13 protein-coding genes are annotated in these 14493 nt (G+C 72.1%); 6 read left to right on the plus strand and 7 right to left on the minus strand.

Annotated elements, in window-relative coordinates:
* The first annotated feature begins 2 nt into the window (after positions 1-2).
* A complete protein-coding gene (locus CD790_RS24355) occupies positions 3-1418 on the plus strand; it encodes an FAD-dependent oxidoreductase (RefSeq protein ID WP_144385476.1) in 1416 nt (471 codons plus the stop codon).
* Positions 1419-1836: 418 nt separating this feature from the next.
* On the opposite strand, the gene CD790_RS24360 is transcribed toward CD790_RS24355, so the two are convergent.
* A complete protein-coding gene (locus CD790_RS24360; protein WP_144385612.1) occupies positions 1837-3315 on the minus strand; it encodes a regulator in 1479 nt (492 codons plus the stop codon).
* A 356-nt stretch (positions 3316-3671) separates the two neighbouring features.
* On the opposite strand from CD790_RS24360, the gene lipB reads away from it, so the two are divergent.
* The 4 genes from lipB (at position 3672) to CD790_RS24380 (ending at position 6991) form a co-directional block, all read left to right on the plus strand.
* A complete protein-coding gene (gene lipB, locus CD790_RS24365; protein WP_144385477.1) occupies positions 3672-4454 on the plus strand; it encodes a lipoyl(octanoyl) transferase LipB in 783 nt (260 codons plus the stop codon).
* A 128-nt stretch (positions 4455-4582) separates the two neighbouring features.
* On the plus strand, positions 4583-5548 hold the full coding sequence (lipA, locus tag CD790_RS24370) for a lipoyl synthase (protein ID WP_144385478.1): 966 nt from the start codon (positions 4583-4585) through the stop codon (positions 5546-5548).
* A gap of 551 nt (positions 5549-6099) precedes the next feature.
* Positions 6100-6300: a hypothetical protein gene (locus tag CD790_RS24375; protein WP_144385479.1), complete on the plus strand. Its 201-nt coding sequence runs from the start codon at positions 6100-6102 to the stop codon at positions 6298-6300.
* Positions 6301-6310: 10 nt separating this feature from the next.
* Positions 6311-6991: a DUF4191 domain-containing protein gene (locus tag CD790_RS24380; RefSeq protein WP_144385480.1), complete on the plus strand. Its 681-nt coding sequence runs from the start codon at positions 6311-6313 to the stop codon at positions 6989-6991.
* A 181-nt stretch (positions 6992-7172) separates the two neighbouring features.
* Here CD790_RS24380 and CD790_RS24385 read toward each other — a convergent pair whose 3' ends face one another.
* Positions 7173-7640: an RDD family protein gene (locus CD790_RS24385; protein ID WP_144385481.1), complete on the minus strand. Its 468-nt coding sequence runs from the start codon at positions 7638-7640 to the stop codon at positions 7173-7175.
* A gap of 406 nt (positions 7641-8046) precedes the next feature.
* Between CD790_RS24385 and glnA the strand changes: the two genes are divergently transcribed.
* Positions 8047-9456, plus strand: coding sequence for a type I glutamate--ammonia ligase (gene glnA, locus CD790_RS24390; RefSeq protein ID WP_144385482.1), 1410 nt, complete (start codon positions 8047-8049; stop codon positions 9454-9456).
* A gap of 520 nt (positions 9457-9976) precedes the next feature.
* Here the strand turns inward: glnA and CD790_RS24395 are convergent.
* The 5 genes from CD790_RS24395 to CD790_RS24415 form a co-directional block, all read right to left on the minus strand.
* Entirely contained in the window at positions 9977-10321 is a 345-nt protein-coding gene (locus CD790_RS24395; RefSeq protein ID WP_144385483.1) for an MmcQ/YjbR family DNA-binding protein, read from the minus strand.
* Positions 10322-10470: 149 nt separating this feature from the next.
* Positions 10471-11292, minus strand: coding sequence for an ATP-binding protein (locus tag CD790_RS24400; protein ID WP_144385484.1), 822 nt, complete (start codon positions 11290-11292; stop codon positions 10471-10473).
* A 331-nt stretch (positions 11293-11623) separates the two neighbouring features.
* On the minus strand, positions 11624-12121 hold the full coding sequence (locus CD790_RS24405) for a hypothetical protein (RefSeq protein ID WP_144385485.1): 498 nt from the start codon (positions 12119-12121) through the stop codon (positions 11624-11626).
* A 176-nt stretch (positions 12122-12297) separates the two neighbouring features.
* Complete coding sequence (locus CD790_RS24410) at positions 12298-13323, minus strand: AvrD family protein (protein WP_144385486.1); 1026 nt, start codon at positions 13321-13323, stop codon at positions 12298-12300.
* 249 nt (positions 13324-13572) lie between these two features.
* Positions 13573-14166, minus strand: a complete 594-nt coding sequence (locus tag CD790_RS24415) for a MarR family winged helix-turn-helix transcriptional regulator (RefSeq protein WP_144385487.1) — start codon at positions 14164-14166, stop codon at positions 13573-13575.
* Positions 14167-14493: the final 327 nt, after the last annotated feature.

The raw sequence follows: 14493 nt of genomic DNA on the forward strand, positions 1-14493 counted from the left end.
ACGTGCTCAGCAGCGGGCAACACGCACAGGGCAAGACGGACGTCGTCATCGTGGGGGCCGGGCTCGCCGGGCTCGCCGCCGCCCATCAACTGACCGGCGCGGGAGTGTCGGTCACCGTGCTGGAGGCCGCGCCTCGGGTGGGCGGCCGGATGGCCACCGAGGAGGTCGACGGCTTCCGGCTGGACCTCACCGGCCAGTTGCTCATGTCCTCCTTCCCCGAGCTGCGCCAGACCCCGGGCCTGGACGGGCTGACGCTGCGCCCCTTCTCGCCCGGGGTGCTGGTGCACGGGGACGGCCACACCCAACGGGTGGGCGCCCCGCCCGGCTGGGGTGGCCGCGGCGCGCGCGGCGGCCGCGGGACCGCGAAGGGCGGGGCGAGGGGCAGCGCCCTCACCACCGCGCGCGCCTTCGCCACCGCGGCCCGCGCGCCCCGCGGCGCCCGCACCCCACTCGGCTCGGCCACTCGGGCGCCGCTCGGCGGGGCGCTGGACCAGGCGCGGCTCAGCGCCGCGCTGGGTCGGCTGGCCGCGGTGCCCGCCGACCGGCTGCTGGCCCGCCCGGACCGGCCCGTGGGGCAGACCCTCGGCACGCGCGGCCTGCCGGCCCGCACCATCGAGGGCTTTCTGCGCCCGCTACTGGTCTCGCTGCTCAGCGACCCGGAGCTGACCACCTCCAGTCGCTGCGCCGACCTGGTGCTCCGCGGCTACGCCCGAGGCCGGCTGTGCCTGCCGCAGGGCGGCGCGGCCGCGCTGCCCGCGCTGCTGGCCGCCGGCCTGCCGCCGGGCACGGTCCGCACCGGCGTCCGCGCGGTCGCCGCGGCCACCACCGCGGTCGCCACCGCCGGGCACGGCGAGTTCCGCTGTCGCTCCGTGCTCGTCGCGACCGGCGCCCGGGCCGCCGTCGAGCTGCTGCCCGGGCTGCGGCTGCCCACCTTCCACCCGGTCACCGTGCTGCACCACACCGCGGACACGTCGCCGCTGCGCGAGCCGGCGCTGGTGCTGGCCGCCGACGGCCGGGGACCCGTCGCGCACACCACCGTCGCGAGCGAGGTGGACCCCTCGCGCGCCCCCCACGGGCGGGCCCTGATCACCTCGACGGTGCTCGGCACCGCCACCGCGCTCCCCCTCGCGGAGCTCGACCGTGCCGCCCGCGCCCAACTGGCCGGGATCTACGGCACCTCCACCGCCGCCTGGCAGCTGCTCGGCGCCCACCACGACCCACACGCCGTCCCGGCCATGTCCGCCCCGCACGACCGGCGCCGGCCGGTGCGACTGCTGCGCGGCCTCTACGTGTGCGGCGACCACCGCGACACCAGCACGGTGCAGGGCGCCCTCTCCTCCGGCCGCCGCGCCGCCTGCGCGGTCCTCCGGGACTTCGGCATGCACACCTCCCCGGGAGCCCTTCCGTCGGCCGCCTGACCCCGTGCCCGGCCCCGTCCCGGACGGCGGGCTCGGCCGAGCGGTGACCGGCCGTCGCCGACGGGCGACCGACACCCCGGCACCCCGGCACCCCGGCACCCCGGCGGCGCGCGGACGCAGGCCCGGCCACCGCGACACGGCGGCCCCGCGACCGCGAGCCCGGCGGGTGCCGAGGCGGACGAACAAGCCCAGGTCGGGCACCGGGCCCGGACGGCCCCACCGCCCTCGGCCGGGGCACCGACACGGGCCGGCGCGCGCCGACGCGAGCGGTCGAGCGCGATCGGCCATCGAGCGCGAGGGCGTGCCGGCCCGAGCGGGCACGGGACGGACCTGCCCGGGCGGCGTTCCGCCCGGGCAGGCGCCAGGCGACCCCCGCGCCGGCACGCCCCCTCCGCGGACATCGCCGGGGGCGGCGCGTTCAGCCCAGCGCCGCCACCCGCTCCCGATACCCGCGCACCGGCGCCGCGTCCCGGTAGGGCTCCAGTCGCCGTTCGAAGTCCCGCACGTACTCCAGCGCCCGCGCGGACCGCATCTCGGACGCCTGCTGCGCGGCCTCCGCGCCCAGCGCGCACGCCTGCTCCAGCTCGCCGAGGCCCAGCCGTGCGGTGGCCAGCACCACCCGGCAGAACAGCCGTGAGCGGGCGTGGCCGGCGCCGCGCAACTGGAGCGAGCGCTCCGCGTGCTGGGCGGAGGCCCGGTACTGCTGAAGGTCCCGGTGACAGTGCCCGAACTCGTCGGCGAGCTGGGCCTCGTCGAAGAACCGGGCCCAGTACGGCACGTCGTCGCCCGGCCGTGCCGTCTCCAGCGCCCGCTCCGCGCGGGTCAGCGAGGCCGTACAGGCCCGCATGTCGCCCAGCACACCGTGCGCGCGGGCCTCCACCGCGTGCAGCAGGGACTGCATCACCGGGGGCGCGCCGGTGCCCACGCCCTGCTGGGCGACCCGCGCGAGCTGCACCGCCTCGCGCCCGTGCCCCAGATAGACCGCCTGCCGGCTCATGGTGACCAGCACATAGCTGCCGTACGCCCGGTCCCCGGCGGCCTGGGCGAGCCGCAGGGCCTGGACGAAGTACCGCTGGGCGAGGCCGTGGGCGGCGATGTCGTACGAGGTCCAGCCGGCCAGCCGGGTGAGGTCGGCCACCGCGGCGAACAGCCGCCGCCCGGTCGTCTCCCCGTAGGTGCCGCGCAGCATCGGCTCGCCCTCGTGCTCCAGATAGCGCACCAGCGCCTGGCGGGCATGGCCGCCGCCGTAGGCCTGGTCCAGCGCCCGGAAGAGCTCGCCGACCGAGCGCAGCGCCGCGATGTCGCCGGAGGTGACCCGGTGGCCGGGGCCGGTGTCGGTGATGATCTGACGCTGCCGGGGCACGGTGGGCCGGCCCTGCGCGGGCACTCGGCCCAGGACCGGCCCCGCGCCCGCGGGCCCACCCTCGCCGGGGCCGGGCTCGCCGCGCGCGACGCGCTCGTCCGGCCGGCCGATGAGCCAGTCGCGGCTGGGCACCACCAGCCCGGCCGGGGTGAAGGCGATCTTGCGCAGCTCGACGTGGTTGCCGGAGTCCTTGCGCCACAGCCCGCTGACGATGTCCACCGCCTCCTCGGGCGTCGCGGCGAACTCCAGGCCGGCGTAGACGGGGGCACAGGCGTCGAGCCCCAGGTCCTGCGCGGACAGCCGGCGCCCCAGTCGCCGGGTGAACACCTCGGCGATGAGGGCGGGGGTGGTGCCGCGCGGCTGCTGCCCGCGCAGCCATCGGGTCACCGACGTCTTGTCGTAGCGAAGATCGAGGCCGTGCTCCAAGCCGAGCTGGTCGACGCGCCGGGCCAGCCCGGCGTTGGAGAACCCCGCCTCGGCGATGAGCGCGGCGAGCTGACGGTTGGGGTTTCGCTGGGGGGGTCGTTCCGTCATCAGCCTGCCGGTCTCCCTGATCGCTCTGTGGAACGGCGTGAATGTAGCGGTCATCAGCGATCTCCTCGCCGCCTATGACCCGTATTCATCCGATCGTGTGAGGACAGGCCCGGAGCGGGGACGGCTGGGACCTGCGGCGGGACCTGGACCGCTCCGCCGGCGGGACCCGGCGGCGGCCGGGACCGCACGTACGAGAGTCGGCCAACCCCGGCCGCTTGTGGGTGGCGCGTACGACGGTCGTACAGTGGCACGCAGGGGGCGCGCCCGGAATCGGGCGCGCGCCGCCGCACGGGTGCGAAGAGCGCCCGTGCACCCGTACAACAGGGCACTGAACAGCAAGGTTCGAGGGAGCTGCCGTGAGTGAGCTGCGCTTTGTCCACCTGGGCTTCGGGGCGGACGCCGTCGAGTACCAGGAGGCGTGGCAGGAGCAGCGTCGGGTGCACGCGGCCCGGTTCGCGGACGAGATCCCGGACACCTGTCTCCTGCTGGAGCACCCGGCGGTGTATACGGCCGGACGGCGCACGGCGGAGAACGAGCGCCCCCTGGACGGCACCCCGGTGGTGGACGTGGATCGCGGCGGCAAGATCACCTGGCACGGTCCGGGCCAGCTCGTCGGCTACCCGATCCTCAAGCTGCCGCGCCCGGTGGACGTGATCGCCCACGTCCGGCGGCTGGAGGAGGCGCTGCTGCGCACGTGCGCGGAGTTCGGCCTGGAGACCACCCGGGTGGAGGGCCGCAGCGGCGTGTGGGTGCTGGGCGACCCGGTCGAGCAGCGGCCCGCCATCCCGGGGCTGAACCTGGACTTCGACCCGCGGCTGGAGGACGAGGAGTTCGACCCGCGCCTGAACGGCCCGGAGTACGCCCCGTCCAACGCCGGCCAGCGCCGCGAGGACCGCAAGCTCGCCGCGATCGGCGTACGGATCGCCAAGGGCGTGACCATGCACGGCTTCTCGCTCAACTGCAACCCGGACAACACCTGGTTCGACCGCATCGTGCCGTGCGGCATCCGGGACGCCGGTGTGACCTCGCTCTCCAACGAGCTGGGCAGGGACGTGACGGTGGCGGAGGTGACCCCGGTGATCGAGAAGCACCTCCAGGACGTGCTGGAGTCGTCGGTGCCGCTGCCCCGCGCGGTCTGAGGAAGCCCCGGGCGGCGAGCCCTCGGGAATGCACCCGCAGGCCCGCAGGTTGCCCTGGACGTAAAAGCGTATGAAACACGGGCGTACCCTGGTGTCCGCCGAAGAATCTAAGTCGTAGGGAGCCGGACGTGGCCGCTGTCGCACCCGACGGACGCAAGATGCTGCGCCTGGAGGTCCGGAACAGCCAGACCCCCATCGAGCGCAAGCCCGAGTGGATCAAGACTCGGGCGAAGATGGGTCCCGAGTACACCGAGCTGCAGAAGCTGGTGAAGAGCGAGGGACTGCACACCGTCTGCCAGGAGGCCGGCTGTCCCAACATCTTCGAGTGCTGGGAGGACCGCGAGGCGACCTTCCTCATCGGCGGCGACCAGTGCACCCGGCGGTGCGACTTCTGCCAGATCGACACCGGCAAGCCGCAGGCGCTCGACCGTGACGAGCCGCGCCGCGTCGGCGAGTCGGTCGTCACCATGGACCTGAACTACGCCACCATCACCGGCGTCGCCCGCGACGACCTGGAGGACGGCGGCGCCTGGCTGTACGCCGAGACGGTCCGGCAGATCCACGCCATGACGGCGGAGCGCGAGGGCGGCCACACCAAGGTCGAGCTGCTGATCCCCGACTTCAACGCCGTGCCGGAGCAGCTGGCCGAGGTCTTCTCGTCCCGCCCCGAGGTGCTGGCGCACAACGTCGAGACCGTGCCGCGCATCTTCAAGCGCATCCGCCCCGGCTTCCGCTACGAGCGCTCGCTGGAGGTCATCACCAAGGCCCGTGAGGACGGCCTGGTGACGAAGTCCAACCTGATCCTCGGCATGGGCGAGACCCGCGAGGAGGTCAGCGAGGCGCTGCAGCACCTGCACGACGCGGGCTGCGAGCTGATCACCATCACGCAGTACCTGCGGCCGTCGGTGCGGCACCACCCGGTGGAGCGCTGGGTGAAGCCGCAGGAGTTCGTGGAGCTGAAGGAGGAGGCCGAGGAGATCGGCTTCTCCGGCGTGATGTCGGGCCCGCTGGTCCGCTCCTCGTACCGCGCCGGCCGGCTCTTCCAGCAGGCGATCGAGCACCGGGAGGCGGCGCTCACCCGCCAGGCGGTGTGAGCCCGTCCACCGGGCGGCGCGAGGCCGCCGACCGAGTGGTCCCCCTGGCCGGGTACCCACTGGCCAGGCGGCCCCACTGACCGGGTGGTGGCCCCCACTGCCGGCTGGAGCACTGTCTGACGTCAGCGGGCCCGAGCTCGCTCGTCGGTCAGGCGGGGTGAGGCCACCGGCCCGGTCGGCGCGACGCCGCCCGGGCGGTCCGGGGCCACCCGCCGACGGCGCGGGGGCCCCATCAGGCGGTGTGAGGCCACCCATCAGGCGGTGTGAGGCCGCGCACAGCGTTCGGCCTCGGCCGAGCGCCTTCACGGCAGGTCATCCCAGGTAACCCCCGGTGTCCGTCACCGGGGGCCGGGACACCGATTGCGTAAACGTTTCATCAGTGTTTGACCACCCGGTCACGCACTGGTAACACCTTTGGATAACGATTAAGGAACACCGGTCGGCCACACCCCCCGCGCCACGTTCCCGCCCGTGCTCCGCGCCCCGCCCGCCGACCCATCCCTCCACACCCCAACCGTGTCCCATCCGCCGCTTTCGAGGGAGTTTTCGCCATGCAGGCCGCGCCTGGACGCCCACTCTCCGTGACCGGAGCACTACTCACTCTCGAAGGACTGCTGTTGGGAGGCGGGCAGCGCACCGCTCGGCGCAACGCCTGGGCCGCCGTGCTGGAGGACCGACGGCGGGCGAAGGACCGGCGGGAGGCCCAGCATGTGCTGGAGGCCATGTCCGCCAGGGCGCCGCAGGCCACGTAAACTTCGCTACATGGCGAGGCAGGAATCATCCGAGAACCCGGGGCGACTGAAGCAGATCGCTCTGACCTACAAGATGACCAAGCGGGTCGACTCCAAGGTCGGTCTTGTCGTCGCGGCCGTGGGCATCGTCGTACTGGGTGCCTTCCTCGCGTTCGGCTTCTGGATCGATCACCCGATCTACCTGGGCATCCTCGGCTTCGTCCTGGCCTTCCTCGCGATGGCGATCGTCTTCGGCCGGCGTGCCGAGCGGGCCGCCTTCGGTCAGCTGGAGGGTCAGCCGGGCGCCGCCGCGGCGGTGCTGGAGAACGTCGGCCGCGGCTGGACCGTGACCCCGGCGGTGGCCATGAACCGCAGCCAGGACGTCGTCCACCGGGCGGTCGGCAAGGCCGGCATCGTGCTCGTCGCCGAGGGCAACCCGAACCGCCTCAAGGGCCTGCTGGCCGCCGAGAAGAAGCGCATGAACCGCATCGTCGCGGACATCCCCGTGCACGACATCGTGGTCGGCACCGATGAGGGCCAGGTTCCGATCAAGAAGCTGCGCACCACGCTGCTGAAGCTGCCGCGCGTGCTCGCGGGCCCGCAGGTGACCGCGACCAACGACCGGCTGCGAGCGCTGGGCGACCTGATGGCGAACATGCCGATCCCGAAGGGTCCGCTGCCGAAGGGCATGCGGATGCCGAAGGGCCGCTGAGCCGGCACGGCGCGGCGCGGGAGCCGAGGCTTACGACGAAGGCGGCCTCGGGACCAGAGAAATCTGGTCCCGAGGCCGCCTTCGCGTGTGACTCGTCTTCGTGTGGGGTGTCTCGTCGAGAGGCGGACGTCTCCACCTCTCGGCCGGGCGGACCGATCCGACTGAGCCGACCGGGTTGGACTTACATCCGCACCTGGACGGCGCGGGAGAGTCGGTCGTGGAGCCCGCGGGAGTCCCGGTCCCAGACGACGGCGGGGATGACGAGAAGCAGCAGCAGGCTGCGCAGGAGCACCCGGGGGAAGGCGAGCCGGGAGCCGGTCTCGCTGATGACGCGCAGCCGCATGAGCCGCTTGCCGGGGGTGCAGCCGATGGTGCCGACGGTGAGCGCGCTCATCACGAAGAAGACGCCGAGCGCCCAGTTGCCGGCGATCTGTATGTTGCCGCCGGACAGGAGCGCGTAGGCGATGAGCATGCACAGGCCCCAGTCGACGAGCAGGGCTCCGATGCGCCGCCCGGGGGGCGCCACGGCCCCGGGCCCCTCCTCGGGCAGGCCGAGCCGCTCGCCCCGGTAACCGAAGTCGACGCCCATGTCCTCGGCCGCCGCGCGCGGCCCGGAGAGCCACGATCCGATTGCTTGCCTTTTATCCACCCGTCCACGGTACGGGACCGCATACGTTTCCCCGCGGGTGGGTGTGGGCGTTCGGAGGCATCCTGGAAGGGGTGGCGGGGGCGGGCGGGGCGGGACGCGTCGTTCTCGCCCAAACGCCGCCGGCCCGCCGGAAGGCCCCGGGGAGCCGGGGCGCGGCGGAGTCGCGAGGGGCGGTTTTCGGCCGACCTTCCGGGGCGTCGGGGGGCGCCGACCGCCGCCCAGAAGACCTGCATACGGCCTCACGGGGACGCCATACGTCCGCTGCCCGCCGGTTAACCTCGGCGAAACAAACGGGTCATGCTTGAGAAATCCCGGCTACCTATGGTCGGCGACAGCGCGACCCCGCAGATGGAATGCGCCGCCGAAGCAATCCCCGTCCCCCTGCGGCCGGGCTAGGAGGAGTTGGATGTTCCAGAACGCTGACGAAGCTCGGAAGTTCATCAAGGACGAGGACGTCAAGTTCGTCGACGTCCGGTTCTGCGACCTTCCCGGCGTCATGCAGCACTTCACGGTTCCGGCGGAGGCGTTCGACCCGGACGAGGAGCTGGCCTTCGACGGCTCGTCGATCCGCGGTTTCCAGGCCATCCACGAGTCGGACATGGCGCTGCGTGCGGACCTGTCGACGGCGCGTGTCGACCCGTTCCGCCGGGACAAGACGGTCAACATCAACTTCTTCATCCACGACCCGATCACCGGCGAGCAGTACAGCCGTGACCCGCGGAACATCGCCAAGAAGGCCGAGGCCTACCTCGCCTCCACCGGCATCGCGGACACCGCGTTCTTCGGCCCCGAGGCGGAGTTCTACGTCTTCGACTCGGTCCGCTTCGAGACCACCGCGAACCGCTCGATCTACGAGATCGACTCCGAGGCCGGCGCCTGGAACACCGGCGCGCTGGAGGACAACCGCGGTTACAAGGTCCGCTACAAGGGCGGCTACTTCCCGGCCCCGCCGGTCGACCACTTCGCCGACCTGCGCGCCGAGATCTCCCTGGAGCTGAACAAGGCCGGCCTCAAGGTCGAGCGTCAGCACCACGAGGTCGGCACCGCCGGCCAGGCGGAGATCAACTACAAGTTCAACACCCTGCTGGCCGCGGCCGACGACCTGATGCTCTTCAAGTACATCGTGAAGAACGTCGCCTGGCGCAACGGCAAGACCGCCACCTTCATGCCCAAGCCGATCTTCGGCGACAACGGCTCCGGCATGCACGTCCACCAGTCCCTGTGGACCGGCGGCGAGCCCCTCTTCTACGACGAGCAGGGCTACGCGGGCCTCTCCGACACCGCCCGCTACTACATCGGCGGCATCCTCAAGCACGCCCCGTCGCTGCTGGCCTTCACCAACCCGACGGTGAACTCCTACCACCGCCTGGTCCCCGGCTTCGAGGCCCCGGTCAACCTGGTCTACTCGCAGCGCAACCGCTCCGCCGCGATGCGCATCCCGATCACGGGCTCCAACCCGAAGGCCAAGCGCGTCGAGTTCCGCGCCCCGGACCCGTCCTCCAACCCGTACCTCGCCTTCTCCGCGCTCCTCCTCGCGGGCCTCGACGGCATCAAGAACAAGATCGAGCCGGCCGAGCCCATCGACAAGGACCTCTACGAGCTGGCCCCCGAGGAGCACGCGGGCGTCCCGCAGGTCCCGACCAACCTCTCCGCGGTCCTCGACGCCCTGGAGGAGGACAACGAGTACCTCCAGGCCGGCGGTGTCTTCACCTCCGACCTGATCGAGACCTGGATCGACTACAAGCGCACGAACGAGATCGCCCCGATCCAGCTGCGTCCGCACCCGCACGAGTTCGAGCTGTACTTCGACATCTAAAGCGCGTGCGCATCACACGGCCGGTTCTCTGATCTGAGGTCAGAAGCAACGGTGAGGGCCGCTACCCCGGATGCGGGGTAGCGGCCCTCACCGTTTTCGCGGGACGCCGGCGGGGCAGGTCGATCGCCTACGGGGCGACTCCGAGCTGCGCGCCCCCGCCGTGAATGCTCAGTCGGGGGCTCAGGGCCGCGGGAGACACCGGCTGATCAGTCGCGTCGGCGACGTCGTTGGCCGTATGGGCCGTTGGGAGAATTCCGCCCCAAACAGCCGGGAACGGGCGAGCGGCGGAGGCCGAGGGTCGGGGCATGTGAAAGGGCCCTTCCCCGAGTTGGGGAAGGGCCCTTTTCGTGGAGCGCCGAGCAGGCCTTGCACCTACATCTCTCGTTTGGAGACGAGCATCTTTCCTTAGACGACCGACGCATCAACCCCCGCCCTCTCGGGCGGTGCTTGCAAGATCTACTGTACCCCATTCGGCGGAGGTGGAGCTACGCGCTGTGGAGCCGTCGTTCGGGGTGGTCGGTCACAGTGACCAGGCTTCCACCAGTCGGGGTGGAGCCGCCTGCTTCCAGGAGTCCACGAGGATGTCGCGGAGTTCGTCCATGTCGTCCAGGGCGGCGAGGCGGACGCGGACCCAGTTGGAGCCGGCCTCGTGTGGGGGGACCCAGAACTTCTCGGGTTCGGCGGCGATGAGTTCGGCGCGCTCGTGCATGGGGCAGCGGACGGCGAAGGACGTCTCGTCGTCGGGGATGGTCACGAACATCTTCCCGGCCACGCGGAAGGTGGGCATGCTCCATGCCTCCTTCTCCACCGTCTCGGGGAGCGAGAGGGCGATCCGGCGAACGTCATCGGCATCTGCGGCGGTCATGGTCACTACGGTAAGCGGGCGACCTGGCACGGGCGCGGGGGGCCGGTGGTCTCCGTCCTGGAGGGCCCGAGGCCCCGCCGGCCCGGAAGTCCGCGCATCTCGCCGCCCGCCGCTGCCTGGCTCGGAAGACAGCGGCGGGCCCCTCGCGGTCAGTAGCGCAGTGCGTAGCGGACGCGGCGCAGTCGGGAGCTCTCGCGTTGGGCGGCGTGGCGGCGGGCGTCCGCTTCCAGGATCTCGCCGGCCTCACGGACGCGACGCTGGGCGATGGTCACCGCCTCGCCCACGGGCAGCACCGTCGGGAGTTCGAAGATGCGGATGATCTGGTCGACCCGCTCTTCGACGCCGCCGCGGACGACGTGGTACGGCATCTCCATCTCCTCCAGGGTCTGGATGAGCAGTTCGTCGGACATCCGACGGAAGCGCTCGGAGACGGGGCGGTGGCCGTCGGGCCTCATGGGGAACTCGACGGGGAGGTGGACGTACGCGTCGTAGATCCGCTTGGCGCGGGCCTTGGTGATCTGGCCGTACGCCTGCATGTACTGGCGGTAGAAGCGCTTGACCGGAAGCCCCGCGAGCTCGGAGAGGAGCTTGTGGAGGGGCCCCGCCCCCGGGTTGATGCCGACCCGCATGCGCGCCTCGCCGTAGATCCACTCGTGGATCACGGAGCCGTCGGAGACGAAGGAGCCGGGCATCGCCTCGTTGTGGATGCGCTCTTCGAGGCGGCGCAGGCCGAGGGCGAGGAGTTCGACGGCGGACAGCTCCTGCACCTGCTTGCCGGGGACCAGGTCCTTGAGGATCTCGCGCGAGGTCAGGGCGTGGGTGCGCGGGATGCCCGTGGCGACGGAGAGCGCCTCCGTGGTGGTGCTCTTGCCGGTGGAGTAGGTGCCGGAGATGGCCAGGTGGATGGGGTGTTCCGACGCCCGCACGGCGCCTGACGGCGCGACGGTCGCGGTCACGGTCGCATCGCTCATGGTGTTTCCTCGCTTCCGCTGGAGGAGTCCGGGTGGGGACGGAGGGGGTTGGTGTGGGCGGGGGCCTGACGTGTCGTCGTCCGCCGGAGGTTCCCCCACGCCAGGACGGCGACCGCCGCGCTCAGTTCCCCGCTGGTCAGGATCGGGGGCGGGTCGGACGGCGGCGGCGCGCCCGGGCGCGTCCCGGTCACCGCTGCCGGGCGTCTGCCGGTCGCCGTTCCCGGGGGCGTCCCGATCGCCGCACGCTTCGCCGCTCGCCCATCCCCTCGCGCGTCCGGGCGCCTGCCGCCTCGCGCCTCTGTCGTCGTACGCGTCATCGCTCTCACCACGCTCACGCACAGGTCAGCCGCGCCGCCCCGACGGGCTGCCGCGGTTCGTGGCGGCCCGCCGGGAAGAGATGCCGTACGGCGGCGGCGAGGCACGCCTCGGACAGGGCTCCCGGCAGCAGCCGGCGGGCGAAGCGCACCGGTGCGGACGGAGCCGGGTTCTCGTCCGTGAGCAGGGCGGGAAGCAGGGCGCGCGGGGTGCGGGCGAGCGTCTCCTCGCTCTCGGCGAGGAAGTCCAGCCCCCGGCGGCGCAGCGGGCCCGGCAGCCAGTCGAGGAGCGGCACCCGCAGGTCGGTGATCTCCTCCCCGCGGGTCGACGTGGCGCACAGCGGCGCCGAACCCGGGGTCCCGGACCCCGTCATCGGTTCCCCGCGGGTCAGGGCCGCGTGCACCCGCCGCGGCGCGCGTGCCAGCTCCTCGCTGAGGACCGGGACGGTGGCCTCCGGAGCGTCCAGGACGACGAGCAGCGGAGCGCGCCGCGCGAGTTGCTCGTCCAATGCCATTCGATGGCACGGTCCCGGCCATAACCCGATGGGCGTCCACCGCCCGTTCCCCCCGTTGTGCCAGATGATCCTGGCCGGCCCCTCGAACACGATGAGGGCCTTTCCGGATCGCGTCATCGGCGATCCCGCCATTGAGTCGATCATTTGATGAATTCCCCCGTTTTTCCTTACCGTTCTCAGGCGGCCCACGCCATCGGTAACTGGTGGGCTATCGAGCAGGAGCCGCGAATTCCGCGGAAGTCGTCGACCGCGAGATCCGAACAGCGCCACAGACCCGCGCCCATCCGCAGCATCCGGGTCTTCGTCGTATAGGCGACGGCGTCGATCGGTCGGTCCAGCGGCCGCACCGGTGAATCCGTCTCGATGAGGATTCGCCGCATCCACAGCGTGTTGCTGCTGCCGCGCGACACCTCGTCCTGGCTGTAGAGCAGCACCTGGGCGAGCTGTGCGATCCCGACCAGGCAGTCCACCAGGGAGACGGACGGGGCGTACGCCGCCTCCGCTCCGCGCGTGGCCGCGCCGTCACCGGGCTCGGGGACGATGCGCTGGCCCGCCCGCACCCGCTGGCCGCCGAGGTCGACCGCCACGCCCTCCGCGATGAGCCGCCGCGTCTTGTAACCGTCGCCGTAGTGCCTGGTCCGCGCGGGGCCCAGCGCCTCTTCACCGGTGGCGTACACCGCTGCCGGGCGGTCGGCGCGATGGCCCTCCCCCGCCGCGTGCTCCAGGACGCAGCGGACCTTCAGGCCGCCGATACGGCAGTCGTACGTGCTGCGCAGGGCTGTGCTCGCGGGCGACTCGGCGGTCTCGCACAGCCGCGCCCGGACCGGGAAGCTCGCGAGGTCCTCGTGCGGCCGGGAGCCGGCGCGGATCTCGGCGGCCCGCAGCCAGGTGTGGCGCTGCTCGTCCGCGGTGAGCGAGCGACTGTGGTTGAGCTGGATCTCGGCGAGCTGAGCCGCCAGGACCAGGGCGTCGATGCTGCTGAGGTGCGGCCGCAGCCGGCTACCCGGGGACTTGCGGGACCAGTCCAGCGGGTAGCTGAGGCCCGCGCGGGCGACGACGAGCGCGCCGAGGGCGGCCGAGCCGCTCGCGGTCACGTCCGACAGATATTGGCCGACCCGTTTGTAGCCGCTTCCGAAGAACCTCTCGTCACCCGGCCCCAGACAGGCGTCGAGAGAGGTGAAATAGCGTTCCCCCGTGATCATATGAAACTGTCCTTCCCCCGTGGCGCGCAATAGTGATGAGGCGCGCCGTCACCGAGTCACATCACGTCGTGAACTCGATGCCGATGAGGCTAGCATGAGGGAAAGATCACTCCAGAGATTTTATGTCTCTATCGTGAAACTGAAACCGGAATTGCCGTAACCGACTCGGCGGCAGGCGGAGGAGAAAGGGCGGGAAAACGAATGATCGGATTCCGGGGGCCGGAATCCGATCGCGGGGAACACGAAGGATCATTCGCAGGAGATCACGCTGGGCCAGCGGTCGGCCAGCAGACGGCGCAGGATCTGCCGCAACTGTTCCCGGTCCCGGTCCGCCACCGTGGCCAGGAAGCGCTCCTCGACCTCCCCCACCGCCAGCGACGCCCGCCCGAGCGTCCGCCGCCCGTCGTCCGTGAGGTGGAGGATGTAGCGCCTGCGGTCCGCGGGGTTGCGGCGCCGCTCCACATGGCCCGCCGACTCCATCTCGTCGATGATCGCGACCATGGTGGTGGGGTCGAGGTTCAGCAGGCGGCTCAGGTCCTGCTGGGACAGCGGATGCCTGCCTTCGAGCGCCGCCAGCACGTAGAAGTAGCGCATCCGCATGCCCTGGCCCTCCAGGACCCGCTCCGCCTCCTGCATCAGCAGCGCACCGGCCTTGTTCAGCAGGTATCCGGTCCGGTTGACGAGCGGGAAGTCGAAGGTGGCCGCCTCGGCCTCGGGGCCGGGCCGGGGCCCGGCGACGCCCCCGGCCCCGGGCTTGGACTCGGGCCCTGCCCCGGGCTTGGTCCCGGCGGCGGCCCCAGTCTCCGTCCCGGCCTCGACCCCGGTCTCCGTCCCAGTCTTCATCCCGGCCTCCGTCCCCCCAGGCTTGCCCCCCGCCTTCGTCCCGGGCTCGGTCCCGTGCGCGACGTCATGCGCGCCCGCCTCGGCGCCGGCCCCCGACGCGGGCTCGGGGGTCTGGACGGTGTGTGGCATGGGCCGCGCTCCCATCGTCGGGGTGGTTCTCCCGGCGGCGTGCCCGCCTGCCGAAACCTCAGTGAAAGCCGAAAGCCAATAGTAGAACTGACCGATCGTCGGATGACGGGGAGATCGATGCGCCGCCTCAGGAAGGAGGCCGGAGATCGCGAGGGCGGTGGTGCCCCGCCGGGCACCACCGCCGTCCCCCCGTGCGAG

It is taken from the genome of Streptomyces sp. SAJ15, assembly GCF_007595705.1.
Taxonomy (GTDB): domain Bacteria; phylum Actinomycetota; class Actinomycetes; order Streptomycetales; family Streptomycetaceae; genus Streptomyces.

Excerpts from the sequence above, each read along its gene's own strand:
- CD790_RS24360 (WP_144385612.1), bottom strand. The coding sequence starts at position 3,315 with ATGACGGAACGACCCCCCCAGCGAAACCCCAACCGTCAGCTCGCCGCG.
- CD790_RS24375 (WP_144385479.1), top strand. The coding sequence starts at position 6,100 with ATGCAGGCCGCGCCTGGACGCCCACTCTCCGTGACCGGAGCACTACTC.
- CD790_RS24380 (WP_144385480.1), top strand. The coding sequence starts at position 6,311 with ATGGCGAGGCAGGAATCATCCGAGAACCCGGGGCGACTGAAGCAGATC.
- glnA (WP_144385482.1), top strand. The coding sequence starts at position 8,047 with ATGTTCCAGAACGCTGACGAAGCTCGGAAGTTCATCAAGGACGAGGAC.
- CD790_RS24395 (WP_144385483.1), bottom strand. The coding sequence starts at position 10,321 with ATGACCGCCGCAGATGCCGATGACGTTCGCCGGATCGCCCTCTCGCTC.
- CD790_RS24400 (WP_144385484.1), bottom strand. The coding sequence starts at position 11,292 with ATGAGCGATGCGACCGTGACCGCGACCGTCGCGCCGTCAGGCGCCGTG.
- CD790_RS24405 (WP_144385485.1), bottom strand. The coding sequence starts at position 12,121 with ATGGCATTGGACGAGCAACTCGCGCGGCGCGCTCCGCTGCTCGTCGTC.
- CD790_RS24410 (WP_144385486.1), bottom strand. The coding sequence starts at position 13,323 with ATGATCACGGGGGAACGCTATTTCACCTCTCTCGACGCCTGTCTGGGG.
- CD790_RS24415 (WP_144385487.1), bottom strand. The coding sequence starts at position 14,166 with ATGAAGACTGGGACGGAGACCGGGGTCGAGGCCGGGACGGAGACTGGG.